The sequence below is a fragment of the Enterobacter sp. RHBSTW-00318 genome (assembly GCF_014101375.1).
In the GTDB taxonomy this organism is placed as follows: domain Bacteria; phylum Pseudomonadota; class Gammaproteobacteria; order Enterobacterales; family Enterobacteriaceae; genus Enterobacter; species Enterobacter ludwigii.
Genome location: NZ_JABXQH010000001.1, coordinates 3363572 through 3389335, shown reverse-complemented (window position 1 = coordinate 3389335; position 25764 = coordinate 3363572). Strand labels below are relative to the sequence as shown.

27 protein-coding genes, 2 tRNA genes and 4 rRNA genes are annotated in these 25764 nt (G+C 51.4%); 11 read left to right on the top strand and 22 right to left on the bottom strand.

Annotated features, from left to right (window positions below):
* Positions 1-213: 213 nt before the first annotated feature.
* The 5 genes from HV157_RS16800 to HV157_RS16780 all read left to right on the top strand — a co-directional run bounded on the left by HV157_RS16800 (position 214) and on the right by HV157_RS16780 (position 5076).
* Positions 214-435: a lipoprotein gene (locus HV157_RS16800; RefSeq protein WP_008502867.1), complete on the top strand. Its 222-nt coding sequence runs from the start codon at positions 214-216 to the stop codon at positions 433-435.
* A gap of 487 nt (positions 436-922) precedes the next feature.
* Positions 923-1948, top strand: a complete 1026-nt coding sequence (locus tag HV157_RS16795) for an amino acid ABC transporter substrate-binding protein (protein WP_014171877.1) — start codon at positions 923-925, stop codon at positions 1946-1948.
* A 67-nt stretch (positions 1949-2015) separates the two neighbouring features.
* Complete coding sequence (locus HV157_RS16790; RefSeq protein WP_182268731.1) at positions 2016-3197, top strand: amino acid ABC transporter permease; 1182 nt, start codon at positions 2016-2018, stop codon at positions 3195-3197.
* 9 nt (positions 3198-3206) lie between these two features.
* Positions 3207-4310 (top strand): amino acid ABC transporter permease, encoded by a 1104-nt coding sequence (locus HV157_RS16785; protein WP_182268730.1) that lies wholly within the window; start codon positions 3207-3209, stop codon positions 4308-4310.
* Positions 4311-4317: 7 nt separating this feature from the next.
* Positions 4318-5076, top strand: coding sequence for an amino acid ABC transporter ATP-binding protein (locus HV157_RS16780; RefSeq protein WP_014171880.1), 759 nt, complete (start codon positions 4318-4320; stop codon positions 5074-5076).
* 103 nt (positions 5077-5179) lie between these two features.
* Here HV157_RS16780 and rrf (HV157_RS16775) read toward each other — a convergent pair.
* From rrf (HV157_RS16775) to HV157_RS16750, 6 genes are all read right to left on the bottom strand, one after another.
* A 5S ribosomal RNA gene (gene rrf, locus HV157_RS16775) occupies positions 5180-5295 on the bottom strand.
* A gap of 43 nt (positions 5296-5338) precedes the next feature.
* Positions 5339-5414: transfer RNA gene (locus tag HV157_RS16770), tRNA-Thr, on the bottom strand.
* A gap of 14 nt (positions 5415-5428) precedes the next feature.
* Positions 5429-5544 (bottom strand): 5S ribosomal RNA (gene rrf, locus HV157_RS16765).
* Between the two features lie 64 nt (positions 5545-5608).
* Positions 5609-8514: ribosomal RNA gene (locus HV157_RS16760) — 23S ribosomal RNA — on the bottom strand.
* Between the two features lie 192 nt (positions 8515-8706).
* Positions 8707-8782 (bottom strand) — tRNA-Glu (locus HV157_RS16755).
* 85 nt (positions 8783-8867) lie between these two features.
* Positions 8868-10407, bottom strand: a 16S ribosomal RNA gene (locus HV157_RS16750).
* The 16S, 23S and 5S rRNA genes sit together here with 2 tRNA genes alongside, the layout of an rRNA operon.
* 472 nt (positions 10408-10879) lie before the next feature.
* Between HV157_RS16750 and HV157_RS16745 the strand changes: the two genes are divergently transcribed.
* On the top strand, positions 10880-11434 hold the full coding sequence (locus HV157_RS16745; RefSeq protein ID WP_014171882.1) for a gamma carbonic anhydrase family protein: 555 nt from the start codon (positions 10880-10882) through the stop codon (positions 11432-11434).
* On the opposite strand, the gene HV157_RS16740 is transcribed toward HV157_RS16745, so the two are convergent.
* The 6 genes from HV157_RS16740 to dprA are packed head-to-tail and all read right to left on the bottom strand — an operon-like array spanning position 11410 to position 15193.
* The gene (locus HV157_RS16740) at positions 11410-11658 is read right to left on the bottom strand and encodes a DUF1488 domain-containing protein (RefSeq protein WP_014171883.1); all 249 of its coding nucleotides are present in this window, start codon (positions 11656-11658) and stop codon (positions 11410-11412) included. The two genes, HV157_RS16745 and HV157_RS16740, sit on opposite strands and share 25 nt — an antisense overlap.
* Positions 11655-12473: a shikimate dehydrogenase gene (aroE, locus tag HV157_RS16735; RefSeq protein ID WP_032680173.1), complete on the bottom strand. Its 819-nt coding sequence runs from the start codon at positions 12471-12473 to the stop codon at positions 11655-11657. The genes HV157_RS16740 and aroE overlap by 4 nt, the downstream gene beginning before the upstream one ends.
* Positions 12474-12477: 4 nt before the next feature.
* Positions 12478-13050: an L-threonylcarbamoyladenylate synthase type 1 TsaC gene (tsaC, locus tag HV157_RS16730; protein WP_020882978.1), complete on the bottom strand. Its 573-nt coding sequence runs from the start codon at positions 13048-13050 to the stop codon at positions 12478-12480.
* Entirely contained in the window at positions 13040-13597 is a 558-nt protein-coding gene (locus HV157_RS16725) for a type I DNA topoisomerase (protein ID WP_032680170.1), read from the bottom strand. Before HV157_RS16725 ends, tsaC begins: the two co-directional genes overlap by 11 nt.
* Positions 13598-13623: 26 nt before the next feature.
* Positions 13624-14097, bottom strand: coding sequence for a DUF494 family protein Smg (smg, locus tag HV157_RS16720; protein WP_014171887.1), 474 nt, complete (start codon positions 14095-14097; stop codon positions 13624-13626).
* The gene (dprA, locus tag HV157_RS16715; RefSeq protein WP_150344241.1) at positions 14069-15193 is read right to left on the bottom strand and encodes a DNA-protecting protein DprA; all 1125 of its coding nucleotides are present in this window, start codon (positions 15191-15193) and stop codon (positions 14069-14071) included. Before dprA ends, smg begins: the two co-directional genes overlap by 29 nt.
* Positions 15194-15321: 128 nt before the next feature.
* Between dprA and def the strand changes: the two genes are divergently transcribed.
* From def to mscL, 5 genes are all read left to right on the top strand, one after another.
* A complete protein-coding gene (gene def, locus HV157_RS16710; protein ID WP_008503479.1) occupies positions 15322-15831 on the top strand; it encodes a peptide deformylase in 510 nt (169 codons plus the stop codon).
* A gap of 25 nt (positions 15832-15856) precedes the next feature.
* Positions 15857-16804, top strand: coding sequence for a methionyl-tRNA formyltransferase (gene fmt / locus HV157_RS16705; protein WP_014171889.1), 948 nt, complete (start codon positions 15857-15859; stop codon positions 16802-16804).
* Between the two features lie 52 nt (positions 16805-16856).
* The gene (gene rsmB, locus HV157_RS16700; RefSeq protein WP_182268729.1) at positions 16857-18143 is read left to right on the top strand and encodes a 16S rRNA (cytosine(967)-C(5))-methyltransferase RsmB; all 1287 of its coding nucleotides are present in this window, start codon (positions 16857-16859) and stop codon (positions 18141-18143) included.
* A gap of 22 nt (positions 18144-18165) precedes the next feature.
* Complete coding sequence (gene trkA, locus HV157_RS16695) at positions 18166-19542, top strand: Trk system potassium transporter TrkA (protein ID WP_182268728.1); 1377 nt, start codon at positions 18166-18168, stop codon at positions 19540-19542.
* 146 nt (positions 19543-19688) lie between these two features.
* On the top strand, positions 19689-20102 hold the full coding sequence (mscL, locus tag HV157_RS16690; protein ID WP_014171892.1) for a large-conductance mechanosensitive channel protein MscL: 414 nt from the start codon (positions 19689-19691) through the stop codon (positions 20100-20102).
* Here the strand turns inward: mscL and HV157_RS16685 are convergent, their stop codons facing one another.
* The 10 genes from HV157_RS16685 to secY all read right to left on the bottom strand — a co-directional run bounded on the left by HV157_RS16685 (position 20103) and on the right by secY (position 25760).
* Positions 20103-20318 carry an alternative ribosome-rescue factor A gene (locus HV157_RS16685; protein WP_014171893.1) on the bottom strand — a complete coding sequence of 72 codons (216 nt, stop codon included), beginning with the start codon at positions 20316-20318 and terminating at the stop codon, positions 20103-20105.
* Positions 20319-20375: 57 nt separating this feature from the next.
* Positions 20376-20798 (bottom strand): Zn(2+)-responsive transcriptional regulator, encoded by a 423-nt coding sequence (gene zntR / locus HV157_RS16680; RefSeq protein ID WP_014171894.1) that lies wholly within the window; start codon positions 20796-20798, stop codon positions 20376-20378.
* Between the two features lie 2 nt (positions 20799-20800).
* Positions 20801-21169 (bottom strand): DUF1992 domain-containing protein, encoded by a 369-nt coding sequence (locus HV157_RS16675; RefSeq protein WP_014171895.1) that lies wholly within the window; start codon positions 21167-21169, stop codon positions 20801-20803.
* A gap of 107 nt (positions 21170-21276) precedes the next feature.
* Positions 21277-21663 carry a 50S ribosomal protein L17 gene (rplQ, locus tag HV157_RS16670; protein WP_182268727.1) on the bottom strand — a complete coding sequence of 129 codons (387 nt, stop codon included), beginning with the start codon at positions 21661-21663 and terminating at the stop codon, positions 21277-21279.
* A gap of 40 nt (positions 21664-21703) precedes the next feature.
* On the bottom strand, positions 21704-22693 hold the full coding sequence (gene rpoA / locus HV157_RS16665; protein ID WP_002919219.1) for a DNA-directed RNA polymerase subunit alpha: 990 nt from the start codon (positions 22691-22693) through the stop codon (positions 21704-21706).
* A 25-nt stretch (positions 22694-22718) separates the two neighbouring features.
* Entirely contained in the window at positions 22719-23339 is a 621-nt protein-coding gene (gene rpsD, locus HV157_RS16660; RefSeq protein ID WP_004868345.1) for a 30S ribosomal protein S4, read from the bottom strand.
* A 32-nt stretch (positions 23340-23371) separates the two neighbouring features.
* Positions 23372-23761 carry a 30S ribosomal protein S11 gene (rpsK, locus tag HV157_RS16655; RefSeq protein ID WP_003863312.1) on the bottom strand — a complete coding sequence of 130 codons (390 nt, stop codon included), beginning with the start codon at positions 23759-23761 and terminating at the stop codon, positions 23372-23374.
* 16 nt (positions 23762-23777) lie between these two features.
* Positions 23778-24134 (bottom strand): 30S ribosomal protein S13, encoded by a 357-nt coding sequence (gene rpsM, locus HV157_RS16650; protein WP_003863308.1) that lies wholly within the window; start codon positions 24132-24134, stop codon positions 23778-23780.
* A 146-nt stretch (positions 24135-24280) separates the two neighbouring features.
* A complete protein-coding gene (gene rpmJ, locus HV157_RS16645) occupies positions 24281-24397 on the bottom strand; it encodes a 50S ribosomal protein L36 (protein WP_000868187.1) in 117 nt (38 codons plus the stop codon).
* Positions 24398-24428: 31 nt separating this feature from the next.
* Positions 24429-25760, bottom strand: a complete 1332-nt coding sequence (secY, locus tag HV157_RS16640) for a preprotein translocase subunit SecY (RefSeq protein ID WP_014171896.1) — start codon at positions 25758-25760, stop codon at positions 24429-24431.
* Positions 25761-25764 lie beyond the last annotated feature (4 nt).

Here is a 25764-nt window from a genome sequence, read left to right as displayed (position 1 = left end):
CCATTTGCATTAAGTAAAAACGCCGCGTTACGTCTTCATATTTTCTCCATTAATTCATCCTGACAGCGACTTTTCTCCACGATTTTTACAAACAACATAATTTGAGATTATTCCCCGTGCAACGTTGCCTTATCCCGGTGGTAAAATAGTCTCCAGTTCGTTAATAGCCCCCCTGGCTGTATAGCGAATGAGAAATAATACTGAGGTAACATCATGAAAAGATTCATTTCCGTTGCACTACTCGCTGCGCTGCTTGCTGGATGCGCGCACGACTCTCCATGTGTACCGGTATACGACGATCAAGGCCGACTGGTTCATACCAATACCTGTATGAAAGGCACCACTCAGGACAACTGGGAAACAGCAGGTGCTATCGCCGGTGGTGCTGCCGCAGTGGCAGGTTTGACGCTGGGTATCGTTGCTCTGACGAAGTAACATCAGAACGTATCATGTGTGTAGAAAGCGCGGCTCTGTCCGCGCTTTTGCTTTTAAAGAGTGCAGCGTTTTCAGATAAGTAAAAAAATAGCCCCGTCTTTACCCAGCCTGTTTATTTCATCCTGCGGACAGTCACATATTTTTAATGCACAGCGTTAAATTACATATTCTATCGTGATGATTTTCACATATTAATTACATTTAATACCCTGCCAATATTCACCCCAGAAACTATCTCTTCTTTTTAAGGCATAGCCCATGAAAGTTTTGCTCCGATTTGTGGCACAGGTTGTAATTTCGCACCGTTTCGGGGCGCTCTCTTTATTTAACCCTGTCTACACTCAGCATTATGCGCTCATTGGTCACCTATTTTGTTGAGCGCAAAACCTGGCATTACGTTTGCTTTATAAACGTTGGCCAAAGCCACAGACAGGTAAAGCGTTTAAAACGCCTCTATAACGATAAATTTCGCCACACAGGATGCATTATGAAAAAGACGATGATAGCCAGCCTGGCCGCCGCGGGCATGTTGTTTGCTGTAGCCGGTCAGGCCCATGCGGGTACGACACTGGATGCCGTTAAAAAGAAAGGGTTTGTTCAATGTGGGATCAGTGACGGTTTACCTGGCTTCTCTTATGCCGATGCAAACGGCAAATTTACCGGTATTGATGTTGATGTCTGTCGCGGTGTCGCCGCCGCCGTTTTCGGTGACGACAGTAAAGTAAAATATACCCCGCTGACGGCGAAAGAACGTTTTACTGCATTACAGTCTGGCGAAGTTGACATGCTTTCCCGTAATACCACCTGGACCTCCTCACGTGATGCAGGCATGGGAATGGCATTTACTGGCGTGACCTATTATGACGGTATCGGTTTCCTGACCCACAATAAAGCGGGCCTGAAAAGCGCCAAAGAGCTGGATGGCGCGACCGTTTGTATCCAGGCCGGTACCGATACCGAGCTGAACGTCGCGGATTATTTCAAAGCAAATAACATGAAATATACCCCTGTGACATTCGATCGCTCCGATGAATCGGCCAAAGCGCTGGAATCCGGTCGTTGCGACACGCTGGCTTCTGACCAGTCACAGCTGTACGCCTTGCGTATTAAGCTGAGCAACCCGGCGGAGTGGATTGTCCTGCCTGAAGTGATCTCCAAGGAGCCTCTTGGACCGGTTGTGCGTCGTGGCGATGAAGACTGGTTCTCCATTGTTCGCTGGACGCTGTTTGCCATGCTGAATGCTGAAGAGATGGGCATCAACTCGAAAAACGTCGACGAGAAAGCCGCTAAACCGTCCACGCCGGATATGGCTCATCTGCTGGGAACAGAGGGCGATTTCGGGAAGGATCTGAAGCTGGATAACAAGTGGGCTTACAACATCATCAAACAGGTGGGTAACTACGCTGAGATCTTTGAGCGCAACGTGGGATCGGAAAGCCCTCTGAAGATCAAACGCGGCCAGAACAATCTCTGGAACAACGGCGGTATTCAGTACGCGCCACCAGTACGTTAAGTCATTGCTGTAACGGGCACTGTTAAGGCAGTGCCCGCCCCAGAGTCATGGTTACCGAGGTTTCTTTATGTCCCATCGCCGCTCAGCCGTAAAAGGATCGCTATCCTTTTCTCATCCCGCGGTCCGCGCCTGGCTATTCCAGGTTATTGCGATTATTGCGGTTGTTCTTATCGCCGTGTATCTCATCCATAACACTATAACCAACCTGAATAATCGCGGTATTACCTCCGGCTTTGCTTTTCTGGATCGCAGCGCGGGGTTTGGCATTGTTCAACACCTTATTGATTATCAGGAAGGCGACACGTATGGACGCGTGTTCGTGGTCGGTTTACTGAATACGCTGCTGGTCTCTGCACTTTGTATTGTCTTTGCTTCCATACTGGGCTTCTTTATTGGTCTGGCACGTCTGTCCGAAAACTGGCTGCTGCGCAAACTGTCTACTTTTTATATTGAGACGTTCCGTAATATCCCGCCGCTGCTGCAGATCTTTTTCTGGTATTTTGCCGTGCTGCGCAACCTGCCGGGGCCACGTCAGGCTGTTGATGCTCTTGATCTGTTTTTCCTGAGTAATCGCGGGTTGTATATTCCTTCTCCGCAGCCGGGTGAAGGGTTGTATGCCTTCATTGCCGCCCTTGTAATAGCGCTTGCTCTCTCAGCCGCCATGTTCCGCTATAACCGCACGCATCAGTTCAAAACCGGGCAGCTTCGTAAAACCTGGCCAACCGCCGCAATCCTTATCATTGGTCTGCCACTCCTGACACACTGGCTGTTTGGGGCCGCCCTTCACTGGGATATTCCGCAGCTGCGTGGCTTTAACTTCCAGGGCGGAATGGTTTTAATTCCTGAGCTGGCAGCCCTGACGCTGGCGCTTTCGATTTATACCTCTGCATTTATCGCCGAGATTATTCGTGCGGGGATCCAGGCCGTTCCTTACGGACAACACGAGGCGGCACGCTCGCTGGGATTACCCCATACGGTGACGCTTCGTCAGGTCATTATTCCGCAAGCGTTACGGGTCATCATTCCGCCGCTGACCAGTCAATACCTCAATATTGTCAAAAACTCATCGCTGGCGGCCGCCATTGGTTACCCCGATATGGTGTCGCTGTTTGCCGGAACCGTGCTTAACCAGACCGGACAAGCCATTGAAACTATCGCCATCACAATGTCTGTCTATCTGATCATCAGCCTGGTGATTTCGTTGCTGATGAACCTCTATAACCGTCGTATAGCACTGGTCGAGCGCTAAGGATCTATGATGACAAAAGCGATACTGTCGCACTCCTCGCGCCCTGCCGGTTCGACAGGCGGACGTTTAATTCTCTGGGCGCGTAAGAATCTGTTCTCCAACTGGAGTAACAGCCTGCTGACAATTGTATGTTTGTGGCTTATGTGGGAATTAATTCCACCGCTGCTGAACTGGGCTTTTTTACAGGCTAACTGGTCGGGATCCACTCGCGCAGACTGCACAAAAGCAGGGGCCTGTTGGGTGTTTATTCATGAGCGTTTTGGCCAGTTCATGTATGGATTGTATCCGCATGAACAGCGCTGGCGGATTAATCTGGCACTGGCCATCGGGCTGCTCTCCATCGCCGTAATGTTCTGGAAAAAACTGCCTCATCGGGGCCGTTATATTGCCTGTTGTGCAGTGGTGTATCCCATTATTGTTTGGGGGCTGTTGTATGGCGGCTTCCTGGGGCTGGAACGTGTTGAAACACGTCAGTGGGGTGGGTTAACGCTGACGCTGATTATCGCGTCCGTTGGGATAGCCGGCGCACTGCCATGGGGTATTTTGCTCGCGCTTGGGCGGCGCTCAAAAATGCCTGTCGTACGTGTGCTTTCCGTTATTTTCATTGAATTCTGGCGTGGCGTACCGCTTATCACCGTTCTGTTTATGTCTTCGGTCATGTTGCCGCTGTTTATGGCAGAAGGGACAACGATAGACAAACTGATCCGTGCCCTGGTCGGGGTCATCCTTTTCCAGTCCGCTTACGTTGCGGAAGTGGTGCGTGGGGGCCTGCAGGCTCTGCCTAAAGGTCAGTACGAAGCGGCGGAATCACTGGCGCTTGGCTACTGGAAAACGCAGGGACTGGTGATATTGCCACAAGCACTCAAGCTGGTTATCCCGGGCCTGGTCAATACCATCATTGCCCTCTTCAAAGATACCAGCCTGGTGATCATCATCGGGCTGTTCGATCTCTTTAGCAGCGTGCAACAGGCGACCGTTGACCCTGCCTGGCTGGGTATGTCCACCGAGGGATATGTCTTCGCTGCTCTGATCTACTGGATCTTTTGTTTTAGCATGTCGCGCTATAGCCAGCATCTGGAAAAGCGCTTTAACACCGGGCGTACACCGCACTGAGGAAATTATGAGCCAGATTACTATGACACCTGCCGACGCGATGATTACGCTGGAAAACGTGAATAAATGGTACGGGCAGTTTCATGTTTTGAAAGACATTAACCTCAAGGTTAAGCAGGGAGAACGGATCGTTCTTTGTGGCCCTTCCGGGTCCGGAAAATCCACGACCATTCGCTGTATTAACCACCTTGAAGAACATCAGCAGGGGCGCATTGTTGTTGATGGCATCGAGCTGAATGAAGATATTCGTAACATCGAACGGGTGCGCCAGGAAGTGGGAATGGTGTTCCAGCACTTTAACCTGTTTCCCCATCTGACCGTTCTGCAGAACTGTACGCTTGCGCCAATTTGGGTACGAAAGATGCCTAAAAAGGAGGCTGAAGCACTGGCGATGCACTACCTGGAACGGGTACGAATCGCAGAGCACGCCAATAAATTTCCCGGCCAGATATCAGGCGGTCAGCAACAGCGTGTGGCTATCGCCCGTTCGCTCTGTATGAAACCGAAAATTATGCTTTTTGATGAACCGACATCCGCCCTGGATCCGGAAATGGTGAAAGAGGTACTGGATACCATGATTGGACTGGCGCAGTCCGGGATGACCATGCTGTGTGTGACGCACGAAATGGGGTTTGCCAGAACCGTGGCCGATCGGGTGATCTTTATGGATCGTGGGGAAATCGTTGAGCAGGCACCGCCGGATGAGTTCTTCGCACATCCTAAATCTGAACGTACGCGGGCTTTCCTGTCACAAGTGATCCATTAAGCGTGTCTTAGCCCGGTGGCGCTTCGCTTACCGGGTCTGACTTTTTCCGGGAAACATAACGCAAAAAGGCCATCCTTTCGGATGGCCTCTTCACTTGTTTGATGTCTGGCAGTTCCCTACTCTCACATGGGGAGACCCCACACTACCATCGGCGCTACGGCGTTTCACTTCTGAGTTCGGCATGGGGTCAGGTGGGACCACCGCGCTAAAGCCGCCAGACAAATTCTTTTACTTCTTGCCGAACTTTAACCTAAGTATAAAGTGGTGCTGATACCCAGAGTCGAACTGGGGACCTCACCCTTACCAAGGGTGCGCTCTACCAACTGAGCCATATCAGCACGCTAAATTTGATGCCTGGCAGTTCCCTACTCTCACATGGGGAGACCCCACACTACCATCGGCGCTACGGCGTTTCACTTCTGAGTTCGGCATGGGGTCAGGTGGGACCACCGCGCTAAAGCCGCCAGGCAAATTCTGTTAATCTGTATCAGCTGAAAATCGTCTCTCATCGCCAAAACATCTTCGGCGTTGTAAGGTTAAGCCTCACGGTTCATTAGTATCGGTTAGCTCAACGCATCGCTGCGCTTACACACCCGACCTATCAACGTCGTAGTCTTCAACGTTCCTTCAGGAGACTTAAAGTCTCAGGGAGAACTCATCTCGGGGCAAGTTTCGTGCTTAGATGCTTTCAGCACTTATCTCTTCCGCATTTAGCTACCGGGCAGTGCCATTGGCATGACAACCCGAACACCAGTGATGCGTCCACTCCGGTCCTCTCGTACTAGGAGCAGCCCCCCTCAATTCTCCAGCGCCCACGGCAGATAGGGACCGAACTGTCTCACGACGTTCTAAACCCAGCTCGCGTACCACTTTAAATGGCGAACAGCCATACCCTTGGGACCTACTTCAGCCCCAGGATGTGATGAGCCGACATCGAGGTGCCAAACACCGCCGTCGATATGAACTCTTGGGCGGTATCAGCCTGTTATCCCCGGAGTACCTTTTATCCGTTGAGCGATGGCCCTTCCATTCAGAACCACCGGATCACTATGACCTGCTTTCGCACCTGCTCGAGCCGTCACTCTCGCAGTCAAGCTAGCTTATGCCATTGCACTAACCTCCTGATGTCCGACCAGGATTAGCTAACCTTCGTGCTCCTCCGTTACTCTTTGGGAGGAGACCGCCCCAGTCAAACTACCCACCAGACACTGTCCGCAACCCGGATTACGGGTCTACGTTAGAACACCAGCCATTAAAGGGTGGTATTTCAAGGTTGGCTCCACGCAGACTGGCGTCCACGCTTCAAAGCCTCCCACCTATCCTACACATCAAGGACCAGTGTTCAGTGTCAAGCTATAGTAAAGGTTCACGGGGTCTTTCCGTCTTGCCGCGGGTACACTGCATCTTCACAGCGAGTTCAATTTCACTGAGTCTCGGGTGGAGACAGCCTGGCCATCATTACGCCATTCGTGCAGGTCGGAACTTACCCGACAAGGAATTTCGCTACCTTAGGACCGTTATAGTTACGGCCGCCGTTTACCGGGGCTTCGATCAAGAGCTTCGCGTTACCGCTAACCCCATCAATTAACCTTCCGGCACCGGGCAGGCGTCACACCGTATACGTCCACTTTCGTGTTTGCACAGTGCTGTGTTTTTAATAAACAGTTGCAGCCAGCTGGTATCTTCGACTGATTTCAGCTCCACCCGCAGGGGCTTCACCTACATATCAGCGTGCCTTCTCCCGAAGTTACGGCACCATTTTGCCTAGTTCCTTCACCCGAGTTCTCTCAAGCGCCTTGGTATTCTCTACCTGACCACCTGTGTCGGTTTGGGGTACGATTTGATGTTACCTGATGCTTAGAGGCTTTTCCTGGAAGCAGGGCATTTGTTACTTCAGCACCGTAGTGCCTCGTCATCACACCTCAGCGTTAACAAGGAACCGGATTTACCTGGAACCTCCGCCTACATGCTTAAACCGGGACAACCGTCGCCCGGCTAACATAGCCTTCTCCGTCCCCCCTTCGCAGTAACACCAAGTACAGGAATATTAACCTGTTTCCCATCGACTACGCCTTTCGGCCTCGCCTTAGGGGTCGACTCACCCTGCCCCGATTAACGTTGGACAGGAACCCTTGGTCTTCCGGCGAGCGGGCTTTTCACCCGCTTTATCGTTACTTATGTCAGCATTCGCACTTCTGATACCTCCAGCACCCCTCACAGGACACCTTCAACGGCTTACAGAACGCTCCCCTACCCAACAACACATAGTGTCGCTGCCGCAGCTTCGGTGCATGGTTTAGCCCCGTTACATCTTCCGCGCAGGCCGACTCGACCAGTGAGCTATTACGCTTTCTTTAAATGATGGCTGCTTCTAAGCCAACATCCTGGCTGTCTGTGCCTTCCCACATCGTTTCCCACTTAACCATGACTTTGGGACCTTAGCTGGCGGTCTGGGTTGTTTCCCTCTTCACGACGGACGTTAGCACCCGCCGTGTGTCTCCCGTGATAACATTCTTCGGTATTCGTAGTTTGCATCGGGTTGGTAAGCCGGGATGGCCCCCTAGCCGAAACAGTGCTCTACCCCCGAAGATGAGTTCACGAGGCGCTACCTAAATAGCTTTCGGGGAGAACCAGCTATCTCCCGGTTTGATTGGCCTTTCACCCCCAGCCACAAGTCATCCGCTAATTTTTCAACATTAGTCGGTTCGGTCCTCCAGTTAGTGTTACCCAACCTTCAACCTGCCCATGGCTAGATCACCGGGTTTCGGGTCTATACCCTGCAACTTAACGCCCAGTTAAGACTCGGTTTCCCTTCGGCTCCCCTATACGGTTAACCTTGCTACAGAATATAAGTCGCTGACCCATTATACAAAAGGTACGCAGTCACCCCATAAAAGAGGCTCCCACTGCTTGTACGTACACGGTTTCAGGTTCTTTTTCACTCCCCTCGCCGGGGTTCTTTTCGCCTTTCCCTCACGGTACTGGTTCACTATCGGTCAGTCAGGAGTATTTAGCCTTGGAGGATGGTCCCCCCATATTCAGACAGGATACCACGTGTCCCGCCCTACTCTTCGAGTTCACAGCCTGTGTGCTTTCGTGTACGGGACTGTCACCCTGTACCGTGCGACTTTCCAGACGCTTCCACTAACACACAAGCTGATTCAGACTCTGGGCTGCTCCCCGTTCGCTCGCCGCTACTGGGGGAATCTCGGTTGATTTCTTTTCCTCGGGGTACTTAGATGTTTCAGTTCCCCCGGTTCGCCTCGTTAACCTATGTATTCAGTTAACGATAGTGTGTCGGAACACACTGGGTTTCCCCATTCGGACATCGCCGGGTCAAAGGTTCATATCACCTCGCCGGCGCTTTTCGCAGATTAGCACGTCCTTCATCGCCTCTGACTGCCAGGGCATCCACCGTGTACGCTTAGTCGCTTAACCTCACAACCCGAAGATGTTTCTTTCGATTCATCACCGGTTTGCGAAAATTTGAGAGACTCGAACACACATAACATGTGTGTCGTTTCAATTTTCAGCTTGATCCAGATTTTTAAAGAGCAAATATCTCAAACGTCACCCGAAGATGAGTTTTGAGATATGTCGGCAGGTGACTTTCACTCACGAACCAGCAAGTGGCGTCCCCTAGGGGATTCGAACCCCTGTTACCGCCGTGAAAGGGCGGTGTCCTGGGCCTCTAGACGAAGGGGACACTGAAGTCTCAATCGCAAGACGCCTTGCTATTTACTTTTCATCAGACAATCTGTGTGAGCACTACAAAGGCAGGTTCTTTAAGGTAAGGAGGTGATCCAACCGCAGGTTCCCCTACGGTTACCTTGTTACGACTTCACCCCAGTCATGAATCACAAAGTGGTAAGCGCCCTCCCGAAGGTTAAGCTACCTACTTCTTTTGCAACCCACTCCCATGGTGTGACGGGCGGTGTGTACAAGGCCCGGGAACGTATTCACCGTAGCATTCTGATCTACGATTACTAGCGATTCCGACTTCATGGAGTCGAGTTGCAGACTCCAATCCGGACTACGACGCACTTTATGAGGTCCGCTTGCTCTCGCGAGTTCGCTTCTCTTTGTATGCGCCATTGTAGCACGTGTGTAGCCCTACTCGTAAGGGCCATGATGACTTGACGTCATCCCCACCTTCCTCCAGTTTATCACTGGCAGTCTCCTTTGAGTTCCCGGCCGGACCGCTGGCAACAAAGGATAAGGGTTGCGCTCGTTGCGGGACTTAACCCAACATTTCACAACACGAGCTGACGACAGCCATGCAGCACCTGTCTCAGAGTTCCCGAAGGCACCAATCCATCTCTGGAAAGTTCTCTGGATGTCAAGAGTAGGTAAGGTTCTTCGCGTTGCATCGAATTAAACCACATGCTCCACCGCTTGTGCGGGCCCCCGTCAATTCATTTGAGTTTTAACCTTGCGGCCGTACTCCCCAGGCGGTCGACTTAACGCGTTAGCTCCGGAAGCCACGCCTCAAGGGCACAACCTCCAAGTCGACATCGTTTACGGCGTGGACTACCAGGGTATCTAATCCTGTTTGCTCCCCACGCTTTCGCACCTGAGCGTCAGTCTTTGTCCAGGGGGCCGCCTTCGCCACCGGTATTCCTCCAGATCTCTACGCATTTCACCGCTACACCTGGAATTCTACCCCCCTCTACAAGACTCTAGCCTGCCAGTTTCGAATGCAGTTCCCAGGTTGAGCCCGGGGATTTCACATCCGACTTGACAGACCGCCTGCGTGCGCTTTACGCCCAGTAATTCCGATTAACGCTTGCACCCTCCGTATTACCGCGGCTGCTGGCACGGAGTTAGCCGGTGCTTCTTCTGCGGGTAACGTCAATTGCTGCGGTTATTAACCACAACACCTTCCTCCCCGCTGAAAGTACTTTACAACCCGAAGGCCTTCTTCATACACGCGGCATGGCTGCATCAGGCTTGCGCCCATTGTGCAATATTCCCCACTGCTGCCTCCCGTAGGAGTCTGGACCGTGTCTCAGTTCCAGTGTGGCTGGTCATCCTCTCAGACCAGCTAGGGATCGTCGCCTAGGTGAGCCGTTACCCCACCTACTAGCTAATCCCATCTGGGCACATCTGATGGCAAGAGGCCCGAAGGTCCCCCTCTTTGGTCTTGCGACGTTATGCGGTATTAGCTACCGTTTCCAGTAGTTATCCCCCTCCATCAGGCAGTTTCCCAGACATTACTCACCCGTCCGCCACTCGTCACCCGAGAGCAAGCTCTCTGTGCTACCGTTCGACTTGCATGTGTTAGGCCTGCCGCCAGCGTTCAATCTGAGCCATGATCAAACTCTTCAATTTAAGTTTGATGCTCGTGAATTAAACTTCGTAATGAATTACGTATGTTCACTCAGAGACTTGGTATTCATTTTTTGTCCGAAGACATTAAGAATCCATGTCACTTTGAGTGCCCACACAGATTGTCTGATAAATTGTTAAAGAGCAGTTGCGACGCGGCTTGCAGCTCACCGTCGCGAGGTGGCGTATATTACGCTTTCCTCTTTCAGAGTCAACCCTGAAGTTCAGGATTTTTTCTCTTCAACCGACCGGGTTAACTGTGAAGTGATTCACATCCGCCGTGTCGATGGAGGCGCATTATAGGGATCCCAATTTTTAGCACAAGTACTTTTTGGATCTTTTTTTTCAACTGTCGATTTTCCGCGCTTTTCGCTGAAATCCCACCCAATATGCTTAAATATTGACGCTTTTTGCCTTGCCTCGATCCATTAATATGATCAAGTCTTCTATATAGTGCTCATCGTTCGAGGTAGATATGTCCGCAGTGTTACGTCCTTATAAAGATCTTCTCCCCCAAAAAGGCGATCGCGTGATGATCGATGCCAGCAGCGTGGTCATCGGCGATGTTCGAATGGCCGACGACGTCAGTATCTGGCCGCTCGTCGCCATCCGGGGGGATGTAAACCATGTGGCCATTGGTGCACGCACCAATATTCAGGACGGTAGCGTTCTGCACGTAACCCACAAATCCTCCTATAACCCCCAGGGCAATCCACTCATCATTGGAGAAGATGTCACCGTCGGCCATAAAGTGATGCTTCACGGCTGCACTATTGGTAATCGGGTTCTTGTTGGCATGGGGTCGATTTTGCTGGATGGCGTCATTGTAGAAGATGACGTGATGATTGGCGCAGGCAGCCTTGTTCCCCAGAACAAAAGACTGGAGAGCGGCTATCTCTATTTGGGAAGCCCGGTAAAACAGATCCGCCCCCTGAAGGAGGCAGAGATCGAAGGATTAAAATACTCGGCGAATAACTACGTTAAATGGAAGAATGACTATCTGAGTCAGGATACCCAGACCCAGCCCTGATCGTCTTCCTGCTGATCGCGGATTAAATCGCTGGCTTCCTCTTCAAGATCCCAGCGATTTTCACAAAACACCTCTAACGGGTCTGAACCACCAAAGCGACGCAACAGCGTTTCCCCACGAATGGCGCAGGTAAGTTGCATTCCATGCACCAGCACCGGGAAACAGACCGCCTGTTTACTCTCGTCCCAGCTTTCCCTGTCCGGAAAATGAATTGCCTGATTCACACCGTGAGCTCCCTTTTCAGCTTTTCAATGACCGGTTCGACCGAAGGCAATACACCGTGCCAGAGCAGCACCGCGTGTGCCGCCTGCCCCACCAGCATTCCCAGCCCATCGGCTACGTGTTTTCCGCCGTGCTGTTCACACCAGTTCAAAAAAGGTGTCTTCCCTTTCTGATAGAACATGTCGTAGAAGTAAATATGGGCACTTACCAGCGAAGCAGGGATCGCCGGCACGTCACCACCGATACCGCTGGAGGTGGCGTTGATGATCAGATCAAACTCACGATCGGCAAGTTCATCCAGGGCGACCGCGCTCACGCTGCCGGTATGTGCGAACAACGCAGCCAGCGCTTCTGCCCGCGAGAAGGTCCTGTTTGTAATGGTCACCGCGCAATCCAGTGACAGCAGAGGCAGCAATACTCCCCGCGACGCTCCGCCCGCACCAATCAGCAGAACCCTGAAACCAGGCTTAATAAATGAGAGCCTTTCCAGATCGCTCAGTAACCCAATTCCGTCAGTGTTGTCTCCCAGCAGGCGTCCATCTTCAAGCCGTTTTAAGGTATTCACTGCACCCGCAAGGGAAGCACGCTCTGTGAGTTCATCCGCACGTTCGAAGGCTTCCTCTTTAAACGGTACCGTTACATTCGCACCTTTGCCGCCCGCGTTGAAGAAACCCTCCAGCGCAGGAATAAATGCATCAACAGGTGCCAGCACGCGGCCATAGGGATGATTTATTTGCAGTTGCTCGGCAAACAGTTGATGGATTAACGGTGACTTGCTGTGCGCTATCGGATTACCAAAAACAGCATAGGTTTCCATTGGATTACCCCTGGCGAAAACGTTCGCCGGTCAAGGCGTCGCGGATTTCAGACGGATTGAGGCGCCCTCCCGTCTCACCGACGGCAACCGGGAAATCATTCCCAAACTGCGCCCTTACTTCGTCGGTTGTGCGGCAAGGTGGCTGCCCGGTCAGATTCGCACTGGTTGAGACCAGTGGTTTTCCAAAGGCCAGGCAAAGTTCGACCACCAGCGGATGGTCCGTCACGCGCACGGCGAGGGAATCAAAGCGCCCGGTCAACCAGCGCGGCGTTGTCGGCTTCGCCGGGAAAACAAAGGTCACGGGGCCGGGCCATGCTGAGAAAATAGTCTCCCGCTGCTCCGGCGTTAGCATGGAATCATCGATATAAGGCTTAAGCTGCTCATAGTTAGCAGCGATTAAAATAAGCCCTTTTTCGACTGGCCTCTGTTTAAGTGTGAGCAGTCGGCCAACGGCCGTTTCGCTGTCAGGATCGCAACCGACCCCAAAAACAGCTTCAGTTGGATAGGCGATGACTTCTTCATTTTTCAGGACATCCACCGCATGAGCAATGGAGCCTGATGGCAGGTTATTCTTCACTGTTTTGATCCGCCGGAACCGGCTTTCCACATTGTTTACTGGCGCAGAAGCGTTTCAAACCTTGCGCCGTTTTTTTCTCTATAAGTAGCGGATAATTGCAATGAGAGCAGACACCCGCTACCGGTTTGAAATTGATAACAAACTGACATTCAGGATAGCGATCGCAGGAATGAAAGGTCTTACCAAAACGAGAACGGCGCTGCACCAGTTGTCCACGCTGGCATTGAGGACAGGCAATAGCCGTTTCATCGGGTTTATCAATTTGTTCTGTATGTTCACATTCAGGATAGTGGCTACAGCCAATAAACATGCCGAAACGCCCCTGACGTAGCGCTAACTCGCTGCCGCAAAGAGGGCAAAGCTGTCCCTCCAGAATTTTAACGATATGTCCATCCGCCTGGCTTTTCAGGGGACGGACATAATCACATTCCGGATAGTGGGAACAACCGAGAAACGGGCCGTGTTTCCCGGACCGAATAACAAGTTCAGCCCCGCACTGCGGGCAGGGCTCATTTTTATGCACCGTGAATAGTGCTGATTTGGCCATAACAACTCTTGGTGCTACACATTGAATTAATGCAGCATACCTTCATTCACTTCAAAGAGTAATTCTTCCATTTGCTGATAGGCATTTTCACAGCCTGGAATATTAAACAGAACCATCAGGATGACCCACTTGAGGTCTTCCAGTTCGAAGTCTGCCGTATCCAGCGCCATAACGCGCTCTATCACCATCTCTCTCGTTTCGAGGTTTAGCACCTGAATCTGCTCAAGGAATAAAATGAATCCCCGGCAGCTCGCGTCCAGCCTTTCACACTCTTCAGCTGTGTAGATGCGCACAGACAATGGGTCAGAAGCTAACTGCATCGGTTCGGCGAGGCCTTCCTGATAATCAGCCAGTTTTTCCAGCCACATCAACGCATTATAGATATCTTCCCGCTCAAACCCCGCATCGGTAAGATCCTGTGTCAATTTGTCCTGATCCACTCGCATTTCTGCTTCGTTATGGATGTAAGTCTCAAACAAATACATCAGTACGTCGAACATGGCTTGCCCTCCTTAATCGGACATAGCCGCCGGGTACAGCTGCGATCCATCCTGCTAACTCCAGTTCGAGTAGCTGTGCTACCGTAACTGGCACAGGTTGGCCGGCACGTTCAGCGACAACGTCAACAGGTGTTACCTCATCTCCTACGTTAGCCAGGAGCTTGGGAAATGGCAATGCCACCTTTCCCTGATCTGATGAATAATGTCGCTTTTCGGGATCTTCCTGCAGCCATTGCAATCCATATTGCAAATTTTCAAGAATGTCCCTGACTTCCGTTACCGGTGTTGCACCCTGCTTTATCAGCCAGTGCGGCCCTTCGCATCCCGGGTTACCAATTGGGCCGGGTAAGGCAAACACGTCTCGCCCCTGCTCAAGCGCGCACCGTGCGGTCACAAGCGAACCGCTGCGTACCGCTGCTTCAACCACGAACACCCCCTGACTTAGCCCGCTGATAATTCGATTACGCCGGGGAAAGTGTCCCGGCCGGGGCTGCGCTGATAGCGGAAACTCAGACACTATCGCGCCACCAGAATCGATAAGCCGCGCAGCCAGCGCCTGATGCCGACGAGGATAAATACTAAAGAGACCGTTACCCAGCACCGCAACGCTACGCCCTTTTGCCGATAGCGCAGCGTTGTGGGCGACACCGTCAATTCCGCAGGCCAGCCCGCTGGTGATCGTTAAACCACTTAGAGAAAGCTGTTCACAGAGAATTTTTCCCCATCGCTCGCCGTACCATGACGGTGCACGGCTGCCAACAACCGCCAGCTGAACTGCATTCAGTACATTAGGGTTGCCTTTAACAAAGACTGCGCCTGGATAATCCGGGATCGTCCGGAGTAAGGGGGGATAAAGGGGGTGATCCGCCGTGATCAGATAGTTACCCGGCTGCTCAAGCCAGAGCAGGCTACTTTCCAGCTCACTTTCTCTAAGCGCAAAGAAACGTGCAGCCTGTTTGACAGACAGACCGGCGTCTCTGACAACGGGACCATCAATGGTTGTCTGGTTGTACAATCGTGCTGCCGCTTCCAGCATCACATCGCCATAAAGAGAACCGGTGTGTATTAACCGTAGCCATAACTCAGTCGACGTCATCCTTTCCCCTGCCATAAGCGGCCTCCGCAATCATTGCGATTGGTCACTGATGCTGTCAATCGATGGGGGTTTTGTCTAGAATAGGAGATAATATTCTTATCAACTCCTGAACACGACTCTGGAAATTTATGGCAGTTTTGCAAGTGTTACATATTCCGGACGAGCGCCTTCGCATCGTCGCTGAACCGGTAAAAGAAGTGAATGCAGAAATTCAGCGTATCGTTGATGATATGTTCGATACCATGTACGCCGAAGAAGGTATTGGTCTTGCGGCCACTCAGGTCGACATTCACAAGCGTATCATCGTGATCGACGTATCTGAAAATCGCGATGGCCGCCTGGTGTTAATCAATCCTGAGCTGCTCGAGAAGAGTGGCGAAACAGGTATTGAGGAAGGTTGTCTGTCTATTCCGGAACAGCGTGCTTTAGTGCCGCGTGCCGAAAAAGTGAAAATTCGCGCCCTGGATCGTGACGGCAATCCGTTCGAACTGGAAGCTGACGACCTGCTGGCGATCTGTATTCAGCATGAGATGGATCATCTGGTCGGTAAACTGTTTATCGATTATCTCTCGCCGCTGAAGCAGCAACGAATTCGTCAGAAAGTAGAGAAACTGGATCGTTTGCGTTCTCGCGCATAACGTCCCACCGGATACAAGGATCATCGTGTCTAAATCACTACGTATTATCTTCGCGGGAACCCCTGATTTTGCAGCGCGTCATCTTGACGCGCTGTTATCTTCTGGCCACCAGGTTGTTGGCGTGTTTACCCAACCGGATCGCCCGGCTGGCCGTGGAAAAAAACTGATGCCAGGTCCTGTTAAGGTGCTGGCAGAAGAGCATGGGTTACCTGTTTTCCAGCCAGCATCCTTGCGCCCTCAGGAAAACCAGCAGCTTGTCGCTGACCTGAATGCCGATGTAATGGTGGTGGTGGCTTACGGTTTAATTCTGCCAAAAGCTGTGCTTGATATGCCTCGCCTGGGTTGCATTAACGTGCATGGTTCTCTGCTTCCACGCTGGCGTGGGGCAGCACCTATTCAGCGCTCTTTATGGGCGGGTGATGCTGAAACGGGCGTCACAATCATGAAGATGGATGTAGGTTTAGACACCGGTGACATGCTTTATAAACTGGCCTGCCCCATTACGGCCGAGGATACCAGTGCCACCTTGTATGACAAGCTGGCAGAGCTTGGCCCGCAAGGGCTGATTGAAACCCTCCAGCAGATTGCGAATAATACGGCGAAACCTGAAGTTCAGGATGAAGCGCTGGTCACTTACGCTGAAAAATTGAGTAAAGAAGAAGCCCGGATTGACTGGTCTCTGTCAGCGGCTCAACTTGAACGCTGCATTCGCGCCTTTAACCCATGGCCGATGAGCTGGATGGTTATCGACGAGCAGCCGGTGAAAGTCTGGAAAGCCTCCCTTATTGACGGTCACACAACGGCTGAGCCCGGTACGATTATCGACGCCAGCAAGAACGGTATTCAGGTAGCTACCGCACAAGGGATCCTGAATCTGGAATCGCTACAACCTGCGGGTAAGAAGGCGATGAGCGCACAGGATTTGTTAAATTCTCGTCGCGAATGGTTTATCCCGGGCAATCGCCTTGCCTGACCTCATTTAATTTTAGCGCCCGGTGTTTCCGGGCATTTTTATTTTTACGGTTATGAAAAAACAAAATTTACGCAGTATGGCGGCTCAGGCCGTTGAGCAGGTTGTCGAGCAGGGCCAGTCATTGAGCAATATCCTGCCAGCTTTGCAGCAAAAAGTGTCCGACAAAGACAAAGCCCTGCTTCAGGAGCTCTGTTTTGGCGTCCTGCGCACGCTTTCTCAGCTCGAGTGGCTGGTTAATAAGCTGATGTCACGTCCAATGACCGGCAAGCAGCGCACCGTGCATTATTTGATTATGGTTGGCTTCTATCAGCTTCTTCACACGCGTATCCCGCCCCATGCCGCACTGGCTGAAACAGTGGAAGGTGCCGTTGTGATTAAACGTCCTATGCTGAAAGGGTTGATTAATGGCGTTCTGCGCCAGTTCCAGCGACAGCAGGAAGAGCTTCTGGCTGAGTTCGAGCAAAGTGAAGCACGTTATCTGCATCCTGACTGGCTTCTGAATCGCCTTAAAAAAGCCTGGCCAGAGCAGTGGCAGGCAATTGCCGACGCGAATAATCAGCGTCCGCCGATGTGGTTACGCGTCAACCGTAATCACCATACGCGCGACGCCTGGCTGGCTTTACTGGAAGAGGCTGGAATGAGCGGCTTCACACATGAAGCATATCCTGACGCTGTGCGTTTAGCCTCTCCAGCTCCGGTACATGCTTTACCCGGTTTTGATGAAGGCTGGGTGACCGTACAAGATGCTTCCGCGCAGGGCTGCATGGCCTGGCTGGAACCTAAAAACGGCCAGCACATCCTCGATCTCTGTGCCGCGCCAGGCGGTAAGACGACGCATATTCTGGAAGTGGCTCCTCAGGCAAACGTCATGGCCGTGGATGTCGATGAGCAGCGTCTTTCACGCGTCTATGACAACCTTAAGCGCCTGGGAATGAAAGCGCAGGTTAAGCAAGGCGATGGCCGCAAACCCGCAGAATGGTGTGGTGAAACGCAATTCGATCGCATCTTGCTGGATGCTCCCTGCTCGGCAACCGGCGTTATTCGTCGCCACCCGGATATCAAGTGGTTGCGTCGCGATCGCGATATCAAGGAACTGACCCAACTGCAATCCGACATTCTTGATGCCATTTGGCCACACCTGAAGCCAGGAGGCACGCTGGTCTATGCGACCTGTTCGGTCCTTCCGGAAGAAAACAGTCAGCAGATTGCAGCCTTCCTTAAACGTACCCCGGATGCAGTGCTACACGACACGGGCACGCCTGAATGCCCAGGCCTGCAGAATCTGCCGGCCGCTGAAGCAGGTGATGGCTTCTTTTACGCTAAGCTAATCAAAGAGTGATGTTGAGAACAGGTCACGAGATATGAAGATAATCATTCTGGGTGCCGGACAAGTTGGTGGGACGCTGGCTGAAAACCTTGTTGGCGAAAATAATGACATCACGATTGTCGATACCAATGGCGCTCGGCTGCGTGTTTTACAGGACAAATTTGACCTTCGCGTCGTGCAAGGTCATGGCTCGCACCCGCGTGTCCTGCGTGAAGCGGGCGCCGACGATGCTGACATGCTGGTTGCGGTGACCAGTTCTGACGAAACCAACATGGTGGCATGTCAGGTGGCCTATTCGCTGTTCAACACGCCGAACCGGATCGCGCGCATCCGCTCCCCGGACTATGTCCGGGATGCAGAGAAGCTGTTTAATTCCGAAGCGGTCCCTATCGACCATCTTATCGCTCCAGAACAGCTGGTTATCGACAATATCTACCGCCTGATCGAATATCCTGGTGCGCTGCAGGTGGTGAACTTCGCCGAAGGTAAAGTGAGCCTGGCGGTCGTTAAGGCCTATTACGGCGGCCCATTGATCGGTAATGCGCTCTCCACCATGCGTGAGCATATGCCGCATATTGATACCCGCGTTGCAGCCATTTTCCGCCATGACAGGCCAATTCGCCCACAGGGTTCAACCATAGTCGAGGCAGGTGATGAAGTCTTCTTCATCGCGGCATCTCAGCATATTCGCGCGGTAATGAGCGAACTGCAGCGTCTCGAAAAACCGTATAAACGCATTATGCTCGTTGGCGGTGGTAATATCGGCGCGGGACTGGCGCACCGCTTGGAAAAAGACTACAGCGTGAAGTTGATCGAGCGCGATCAACAGCGCGCGGCTGAGCTGGCTGAAAAGCTGCAAAACACCATCGTGTTTTATGGCGATGCCTCTGATCAAGAGCTGCTGGCAGAAGAGCATATTGATCAAGTTGATCTGTTTATTGCCGTCACTAACGACGACGAGGCGAACATTATGTCCGCCATGCTCGCCAAACGTATGGGGGCAAAAAAAGTCATGGTGCTTATTCAACGCCGCGCCTACGTGGACCTCGTGCAGGGAAGCGTTATTGATATCGCGATATCACCGCAACAAGCAACCATTTCAGCCCTGCTGAGCCATGTTCGTAAGGCGGATATTGTTGGCGTATCTTCCCTTCGCCGCGGTGTGGCTGAAGCCATTGAGGCCGTTGCTCATGGTGATGAAACCACATCACGCGTTGTGGGCCGCGCTATCGATGAAATTAAACTGCCACCGGGAACAATTATTGGTGCCGTGGTGCGTGGAAACGACGTGATGATTGCTAATGATAATTTACGTATCGAGCAAGGCGACCACGTCATTATGTTCCTTACCGATAAAAAGTTTATTACCGACGTCGAACGTTTATTCCAGCCAAGTCCATTCTTCCTGTAATCAATCAGGTGCTTATAAAAGAGCACCTGATTATTAACCCTCTTATTCCCATGCCTTTTATTTTTCATAACGATTAATTATCCCCAATGGAAATTAATTAATCATTTGTTAAACTTATAATCGTCAGTTGGCTCAAGGAGAAGAAAATGAGTTTAGTTAAAGAATTTCGCGAATTTGCGATGCGCGGGAATGTGGTGGATCTGGCAGTGGGTGTCATTATCGGTGCAGCGTTCGGTAAGATCGTTTCATCACTGGTAGCCGACATTATTATGCCTCCCCTCGGGCTGTTAATCGGGGGCATTGATTTTAAACAGTTTGCCGTGACGCTTCGGGATGCACAGGGTGATGTCCCTGCCGTTGTTATGCATTATGGCGTTTTCATTCAGAACATATTTGATTTCGTGATCGTGGCGTTCGCCATTTTTATGGCTATCAAGCTTATCAATAAGCTTAACCGTAAAAAGGCTGAAGAACCGGCTGCGCCGCCTGCTCCGACAAAAGAAGAAGTGTTATTGACTGAAATTCGCGATCTGTTGAAAGAGCAAAATAACCGCTCTTAATCAGACGTTGAAAAAAGGAAGGCCAGTGGTAAAAAAGCGATTCGCTTGCTTGCCACTGGCCTCCCAGTTACCCCGTTTTGCATGTTTCCCTTTTCGTAAATAACTCCCTTTTCCTTTTTTATTCTTCTCAATACGCTGCCTGAAAAGCGGGTCGTGGAGCAGTGCCTCAATGGCATTGTCCTGAATTTGCCCTTTCGTATGCTGATAGCGGCTCATAATTTCTCCTGAGCATGGTGTATGTCGACGGGAGTCTAGTCCCGGATGAAGTAAAAATCAACAGCCCTGGGTTCCACTGGCCCCCTGTTCAAGGGCTTCAAGAATTGAACAATAAATACTGCTATGGGCTGTACCGCAGCAGGCGTCATTCAACCGTTGCAGAGAACGCTGCATGGTCTGCAGTTCCTGTATACGCGCTTCAACTTCATCAAGCCTTGCCTGTACGATACTCTTCGACTCCTGGCAAGTATGGTGTTCAGGATCGATGCGGATCGAAAGTAACTCGCGGATCGAGTCCAGCGTGAAACCAAGCTGGCGAGCGTAGCGGATAAACCGCAAGCGCTGCAGGTCATGATCGGTATAGAGTCGAAATCCACCTTCAGTACGAACCTCGTGATCAATCATCTGCTGCTTTTCGTAATAGCGGATAGTGTCCGGCGTCACGTTAGCAAGCCTGGCAAGTTCACCGATACGGTACATGGTTATTCCTCATTGATTTTCTGCATTAGCCTGTCACTGTACTCACCGTGCAAAAAGTCTGTGCTCATTCCGGCCTGACGCATTTTGAGTTCGATGAGAGCCAGTCGACGGCTAATTTCACGGTGGCTGGGATCATCCTTGCGAATCCCTTTCAGCAGGTCAGCCAGTTGCATGGCCTCTTTACGCTGCTCCAGTTCCGGTGGTAAACAACCGGCATTTTTGAGTAAGCGATATCCGGCCCGTAATTCAGGGGCAACATGCGAATCATCATCAAGCACTAACGGCTCGCCGCGTCCCGCAAGGTTATCAAATTCGCCTTTTCGCTGAGCATCGCTGATATGGCGTTCTGCCCACTGGTCGAGCAACCACATGAATAACTCCAGAAGATGAACAGAAAAGATACAGATATTGTAGAGAAGTGGGGATTCAGCGGATATAAAAAAACCCGCCGAAGCGGGTTTTTTTACGTTACTACAGATTACTCTGCAGCAGCTTCTGCTTTAGATTCTGAACGATCAACCAGCTCGATGTAAGCCATCGGAGCGTTGTCGCCTGCACGGAAGCCACACTTCAGAATACGAGTGTAACCACCGGCACGGCTCGCGAAACGCGGACCCAGTTCGTTAAACAGTTTTGCCACGATCTCGTTATCACGAGTACGGGCGAATGCCAGACGACGATTTGAAACGCTGTCAGTCTTGGCAAGAGTAATCAGCGGCTCAACTACGCGACGCAGCTCTTTCGCTTTAGGCAGGGTCGTCTTGATGATTTCATGACGAACCAGTGAACCTGCCATGTTGCGGAACATAGCCTGGCGATGGCTGCTGTTGCGGTTCAGTTGACGACCACTCTTACGATGGCGCATGACCTTATCCTTCTCAGTAAAACCTTAACCTGTGATCCGGTTACTCGTCAGCAATGCTTGCTGGTGGCCAGTTTTCCAGGCGCATGCCCAGAGACAGACCACGTGAAGCCAGCACGTCTTTAATCTCGGTAAGAGATTTTTTACCCAGGTTCGGCGTTTTCAGCAACTCAACCTCGGTACGCTGTACCAGATCACCGATATAGTGGATAGCTTCTGCCTTGAGGCAGTTAGCAGAGCGGACAGTCAATTCGAGATCGTCAACAGGGCGCAGCAGGATCGGATCGAATTCTGGTTTCTCTTCTTTCACTTCCGGCTGACGAACATCACGTAAGTCAACGAAAGCTTCCAGTTGTTCTGCCAGGATGGTTGCCGCACGACGAATCGCCTCTTCAGGATCGATTGTGCCGTTGGTTTCCATTTCGATGACCAGCTTGTCCAGGTCGGTACGCTGTTCTACACGCGCTGCTTCAACATTGTAGGCAATACGCTCTACAGGGCTGTAGCATGCGTCGACCAGCAGACGGCCGATTGGGCGCTCATCTTCTTCCGAATGAATTCGGGCAGAAGCCGGCACATAACCACGACCGCGCTGAACTTTGATACGCATGCTAATCGCTGCGTTCTCATCGGTCAGGTGGCAGATCACGTGCTGCGGCTTGACGATTTCAACATCACCGTCGTGGGTGATGTCGGCTGCAGTCACAGGGCCAATGCCAGATTTATTCAGAGTAAGAATAACTTCATCTTTACCCTGAACTCTCACCGCCAGCCCTTTCAGGTTGAGCAGGATTTCAAGGATATCTTCCTGAACGCCTTCTTTGGTGCTGTACTCATGAAGTACACCATCAATCTCAACCTCGGTCACCGCGCAACCCGGCATCGATGAGAGCAGAATACGGCGCAGTGCGTTACCCAGAGTATGGCCAAAGCCACGCTCTAAAGGCTCAAGGGTCACCTTGGCGTGCGTCGAACTCACTTGCTCGATATCTACCAGGCGCGGTTTTAGAAACTCTGTCACAGAACCCTGCATTGTGTCCTCTCTTTGGTACTAAGCTTTACTTGGAGTAAAGCTCGACGATCAGGTGTTCGTTAATGTCCGCAGACAGATCAGAACGTTCTGGCTGACGCTTGAACGTACCTTCCATCTTGCCAGCATCAACTTCCAGCCAGGTTGGCTTTTCACGCTGCTCAGCCAGCTCCAGAGCGGCTTTCACGCGAGATTGCTTTTTCGCTTTCTCACGAATGCTAACAACGTCATTCGCTTTAACCTGATAAGAAGCGATGTTAACAACACGACCGTTTACCATGATTGCTTTATGGCTAACCAACTGGCGTGATTCAGCACGAGTCGCGCCGAAGCCCATACGGTAAACAACGTTGTCCAGACGACCTTCCAGCAGAGCCAGCAGGTTTTCACCTGTGTTGCCTTTCAGACGTGCTGCTTCTTTATAGTAGTTACGGAACTGACGCTCCAGCACACCGTACATACGGCGAACTTTTTGCTTTTCACGCAACTGCACACCATAGTCAGACAGACGCGGTTTACGCGCACCGTGCTGGCCAGGAGCTTGTTCAATTTTACACTTGGTATCGATCGCGCGAACGCCAGACTTAAGGAATAAGTCGGTGCCCTCACGACGGCTCAGCTTGAGCTTAGGACCCAAATATCTTGCCATTTTCTATCTCCAACTAACCTAAAAAACGAGCGTTATACGCGACGTTTTTTCGGCGGACGACAACCGTTATGAGGGATCGGAGTCACATCAGTAATATTCGTGATGCGGAAACCAGCGGCGTTCAGAGCGCGAACAGTAGATTCACGACCCGGACCCGGACCTTTAACCATAACTTCCAGATTCTTGATGCCGTATTCTTTTACGGCTTCTGCGCAACGCTCTGCTGCAACCTGAGCTGCAAACGGAGTGGATTTGCGAGAACCACGGAAACCGGAACCACCGGCTGTTGCCCAACCCAAAGCGTTACCCTGACGATCAGTAATAGTAACGATGGTGTTGTTGAAAGAAGCATGGATATGAGCCACGCCGTCAGAGACTTGTTTTCTTACACGTTTACGTGCACGAACTGGTGCCTTTGCCATTATTCAATCACCCCGATTATTTCTTGATCGGTTTGCGCGGACCCTTACGGGTACGTGCGTTGGTCTTAGTACGCTGACCGCGCACTGGCAGACCACGACGATGACGCAAACCGCGATAGCAACCAAGATCCATCAGGCGCTTGATGCTCATGCTGATTTCACGGCGCAGATCACCTTCAACGACAAATTTGGCAACTTCGTCACGCAGCGTGTCGATTTGTTCTTCAGACAGCTCACTGATCTTAACATCTTCAGCGATACCCGCTGCAGCCAGAATGGCTTTGGAACGGGTCTTGCCGACGCCATAGATCGAAGTTAATGCGATCACAGCATGTTTCTGATCAGGAATGTTAATGCCTGCTATACGGGCCACTATGCACTCCTACTATTTAATATGTACGCACCATGCTGAAAAGCCCGTTTTCAGGATACTCAAATGGAAACGTACAGACATACAAAAGATTGGCTGGCTAATCTAGCCAGCTCAACCCAACTTTGCAAGAAAAATATGCGAAATAATCAGCCTTGGCGCTGTTTATGCTTCGGCTCGGCACTGCAAATCACACGGATGACACCATCACGCTTAACGATTTTGCAGTTACGGCATAATTTCTTGACGGAAGCACGAACTTTCATTTTTACTCTCCGTAACTTCTCAGGCGACCATTTAGCGGCCGTAGCCTTTCAGGTTCGCCTTCTTCAATGCAGACTCATACTGACTGGACATCATCAGAGTTTGCACTTGAGCCATAAAGTCCATAATCACGACAACAACGATAAGCAGTGAGGTCCCACCGAAGTAGAACGGTACCTTCATTGCATCACGCATGAACTCCGGGATCAGGCAGATAAAAGTAATATAAAGCGCACCAACCAAAGTCAGGCGAGTCATTACTTTATCGATATACTTCGCCGTTTGCTCTCCCGGACGAATTCCTGGTACAAATGCACCGGACTTCTTCAGGTTATCTGCTGTTTCACGCGGGTTGAAAACCAACGCCGTGTAGAAGAAACAGAAGAAGATGATCGCAGACGCATAGAGTAACACATAAAGTGGTTGCCCAGGCTGCAAATACAGCGAAATTGTTGTCAGCCAGTTCCAACCAGTACCGCCCCCGAACCATGACGCGATGGTTGCCGGGAACAGAATAATACTGGAAGCGAAGATAGCCGGGATAACCCCCGCCATGTTCACTTTCAGCGGTAAATGTGTGCTCTGTGCAGCATAGACACGACGACCTTGTTGACGCTTAGCGTAGTTCACCACAATGCGGCGTTGACCACGTTCAACGAAGACAACAAAGAACGTCACTGCAAATACTAATACTGCAACCAACAGCAACAGGAGGAAGTGCAGGTCGCCTTGACGCGCTTGCTCGATAGTGTGGGCAATGGCTGGCGGGAGACCCGCAACGATACCAGCGAAGATAATGATTGAGATACCGTTACCGATACCACGCTCAGTAATCTGTTCGCCGAGCCACATCAGGAACATTGTTCCTGTGACCAGACTTACAACAGCGGTGAAATAGAATGCAAAGCCTGGGTTTAATACCAGGCCCTGCATACCAGGCATATTCGGAAGACCGGTAGCAATACCGATCGACTGGAATATTGCCAGCACCAGAGTGCCGTAACGGGTGTACTGGCTTATCTTACGACGTCCAGACTCCCCTTCTTTCTTCAGTTCTGCCAGGGCCGGATGAACGACCGTCAGCAGCTGGATAATAATCGATGCCGAAATATACGGCATGATACCCAGAGCGAAGATAGAAGCACGGCTGAGAGCACCACCAGAGAACATGTTAAACATTTCAATGATGGTGCCTCGCTGTTGCTCAAGCAGTTTGGCAAGTACAGCGGCATCGATACCAGGGATCGGAATAAAAGAGCCAACACGGAACACAATCAGCGCGCCGATAACAAACAGCAGTCTGCGTTTCAGCTCGCCAAATCCACCTTTGGCACTTTGAAAATCTAATCCCGGTTGCTTAGCCATCTGC

Excerpts from the sequence above, each read along its gene's own strand:
- HV157_RS16800 (WP_008502867.1), top strand. The coding sequence starts at position 214 with ATGAAAAGATTCATTTCCGTTGCACTACTCGCTGCGCTGCTTGCTGGA.
- HV157_RS16795 (WP_014171877.1), top strand. The coding sequence starts at position 923 with ATGAAAAAGACGATGATAGCCAGCCTGGCCGCCGCGGGCATGTTGTTT.
- HV157_RS16790 (WP_182268731.1), top strand. The coding sequence starts at position 2,016 with ATGTCCCATCGCCGCTCAGCCGTAAAAGGATCGCTATCCTTTTCTCAT.
- HV157_RS16785 (WP_182268730.1), top strand. The coding sequence starts at position 3,207 with ATGACAAAAGCGATACTGTCGCACTCCTCGCGCCCTGCCGGTTCGACA.
- HV157_RS16780 (WP_014171880.1), top strand. The coding sequence starts at position 4,318 with ATGAGCCAGATTACTATGACACCTGCCGACGCGATGATTACGCTGGAA.
- HV157_RS16745 (WP_014171882.1), top strand. The coding sequence starts at position 10,880 with ATGTCCGCAGTGTTACGTCCTTATAAAGATCTTCTCCCCCAAAAAGGC.
- aroE (WP_032680173.1), bottom strand. The coding sequence starts at position 12,473 with ATGGAAACCTATGCTGTTTTTGGTAATCCGATAGCGCACAGCAAGTCA.
- HV157_RS16725 (WP_032680170.1), bottom strand. The coding sequence starts at position 13,597 with ATGGCCAAATCAGCACTATTCACGGTGCATAAAAATGAGCCCTGCCCG.
- smg (WP_014171887.1), bottom strand. The coding sequence starts at position 14,097 with ATGTTCGACGTACTGATGTATTTGTTTGAGACTTACATCCATAACGAA.
- dprA (WP_150344241.1), bottom strand. The coding sequence starts at position 15,193 with ATGACGTCGACTGAGTTATGGCTACGGTTAATACACACCGGTTCTCTT.
- def (WP_008503479.1), top strand. The coding sequence starts at position 15,322 with ATGGCAGTTTTGCAAGTGTTACATATTCCGGACGAGCGCCTTCGCATC.
- rsmB (WP_182268729.1), top strand. The coding sequence starts at position 16,857 with ATGAAAAAACAAAATTTACGCAGTATGGCGGCTCAGGCCGTTGAGCAG.
- trkA (WP_182268728.1), top strand. The coding sequence starts at position 18,166 with ATGAAGATAATCATTCTGGGTGCCGGACAAGTTGGTGGGACGCTGGCT.
- mscL (WP_014171892.1), top strand. The coding sequence starts at position 19,689 with ATGAGTTTAGTTAAAGAATTTCGCGAATTTGCGATGCGCGGGAATGTG.
- HV157_RS16685 (WP_014171893.1), bottom strand. The coding sequence starts at position 20,318 with ATGAGCCGCTATCAGCATACGAAAGGGCAAATTCAGGACAATGCCATT.
- zntR (WP_014171894.1), bottom strand. The coding sequence starts at position 20,798 with ATGTACCGTATCGGTGAACTTGCCAGGCTTGCTAACGTGACGCCGGAC.
- HV157_RS16675 (WP_014171895.1), bottom strand. The coding sequence starts at position 21,169 with ATGTGGTTGCTCGACCAGTGGGCAGAACGCCATATCAGCGATGCTCAG.
- rplQ (WP_182268727.1), bottom strand. The coding sequence starts at position 21,663 with ATGCGCCATCGTAAGAGTGGTCGTCAACTGAACCGCAACAGCAGCCAT.
- rpoA (WP_002919219.1), bottom strand. The coding sequence starts at position 22,693 with ATGCAGGGTTCTGTGACAGAGTTTCTAAAACCGCGCCTGGTAGATATC.
- rpsD (WP_004868345.1), bottom strand. The coding sequence starts at position 23,339 with ATGGCAAGATATTTGGGTCCTAAGCTCAAGCTGAGCCGTCGTGAGGGC.
- rpsK (WP_003863312.1), bottom strand. The coding sequence starts at position 23,761 with ATGGCAAAGGCACCAGTTCGTGCACGTAAACGTGTAAGAAAACAAGTC.
- rpmJ (WP_000868187.1), bottom strand. The coding sequence starts at position 24,397 with ATGAAAGTTCGTGCTTCCGTCAAGAAATTATGCCGTAACTGCAAAATC.
- secY (WP_014171896.1), bottom strand. The coding sequence starts at position 25,760 with ATGGCTAAGCAACCGGGATTAGATTTTCAAAGTGCCAAAGGTGGATTT.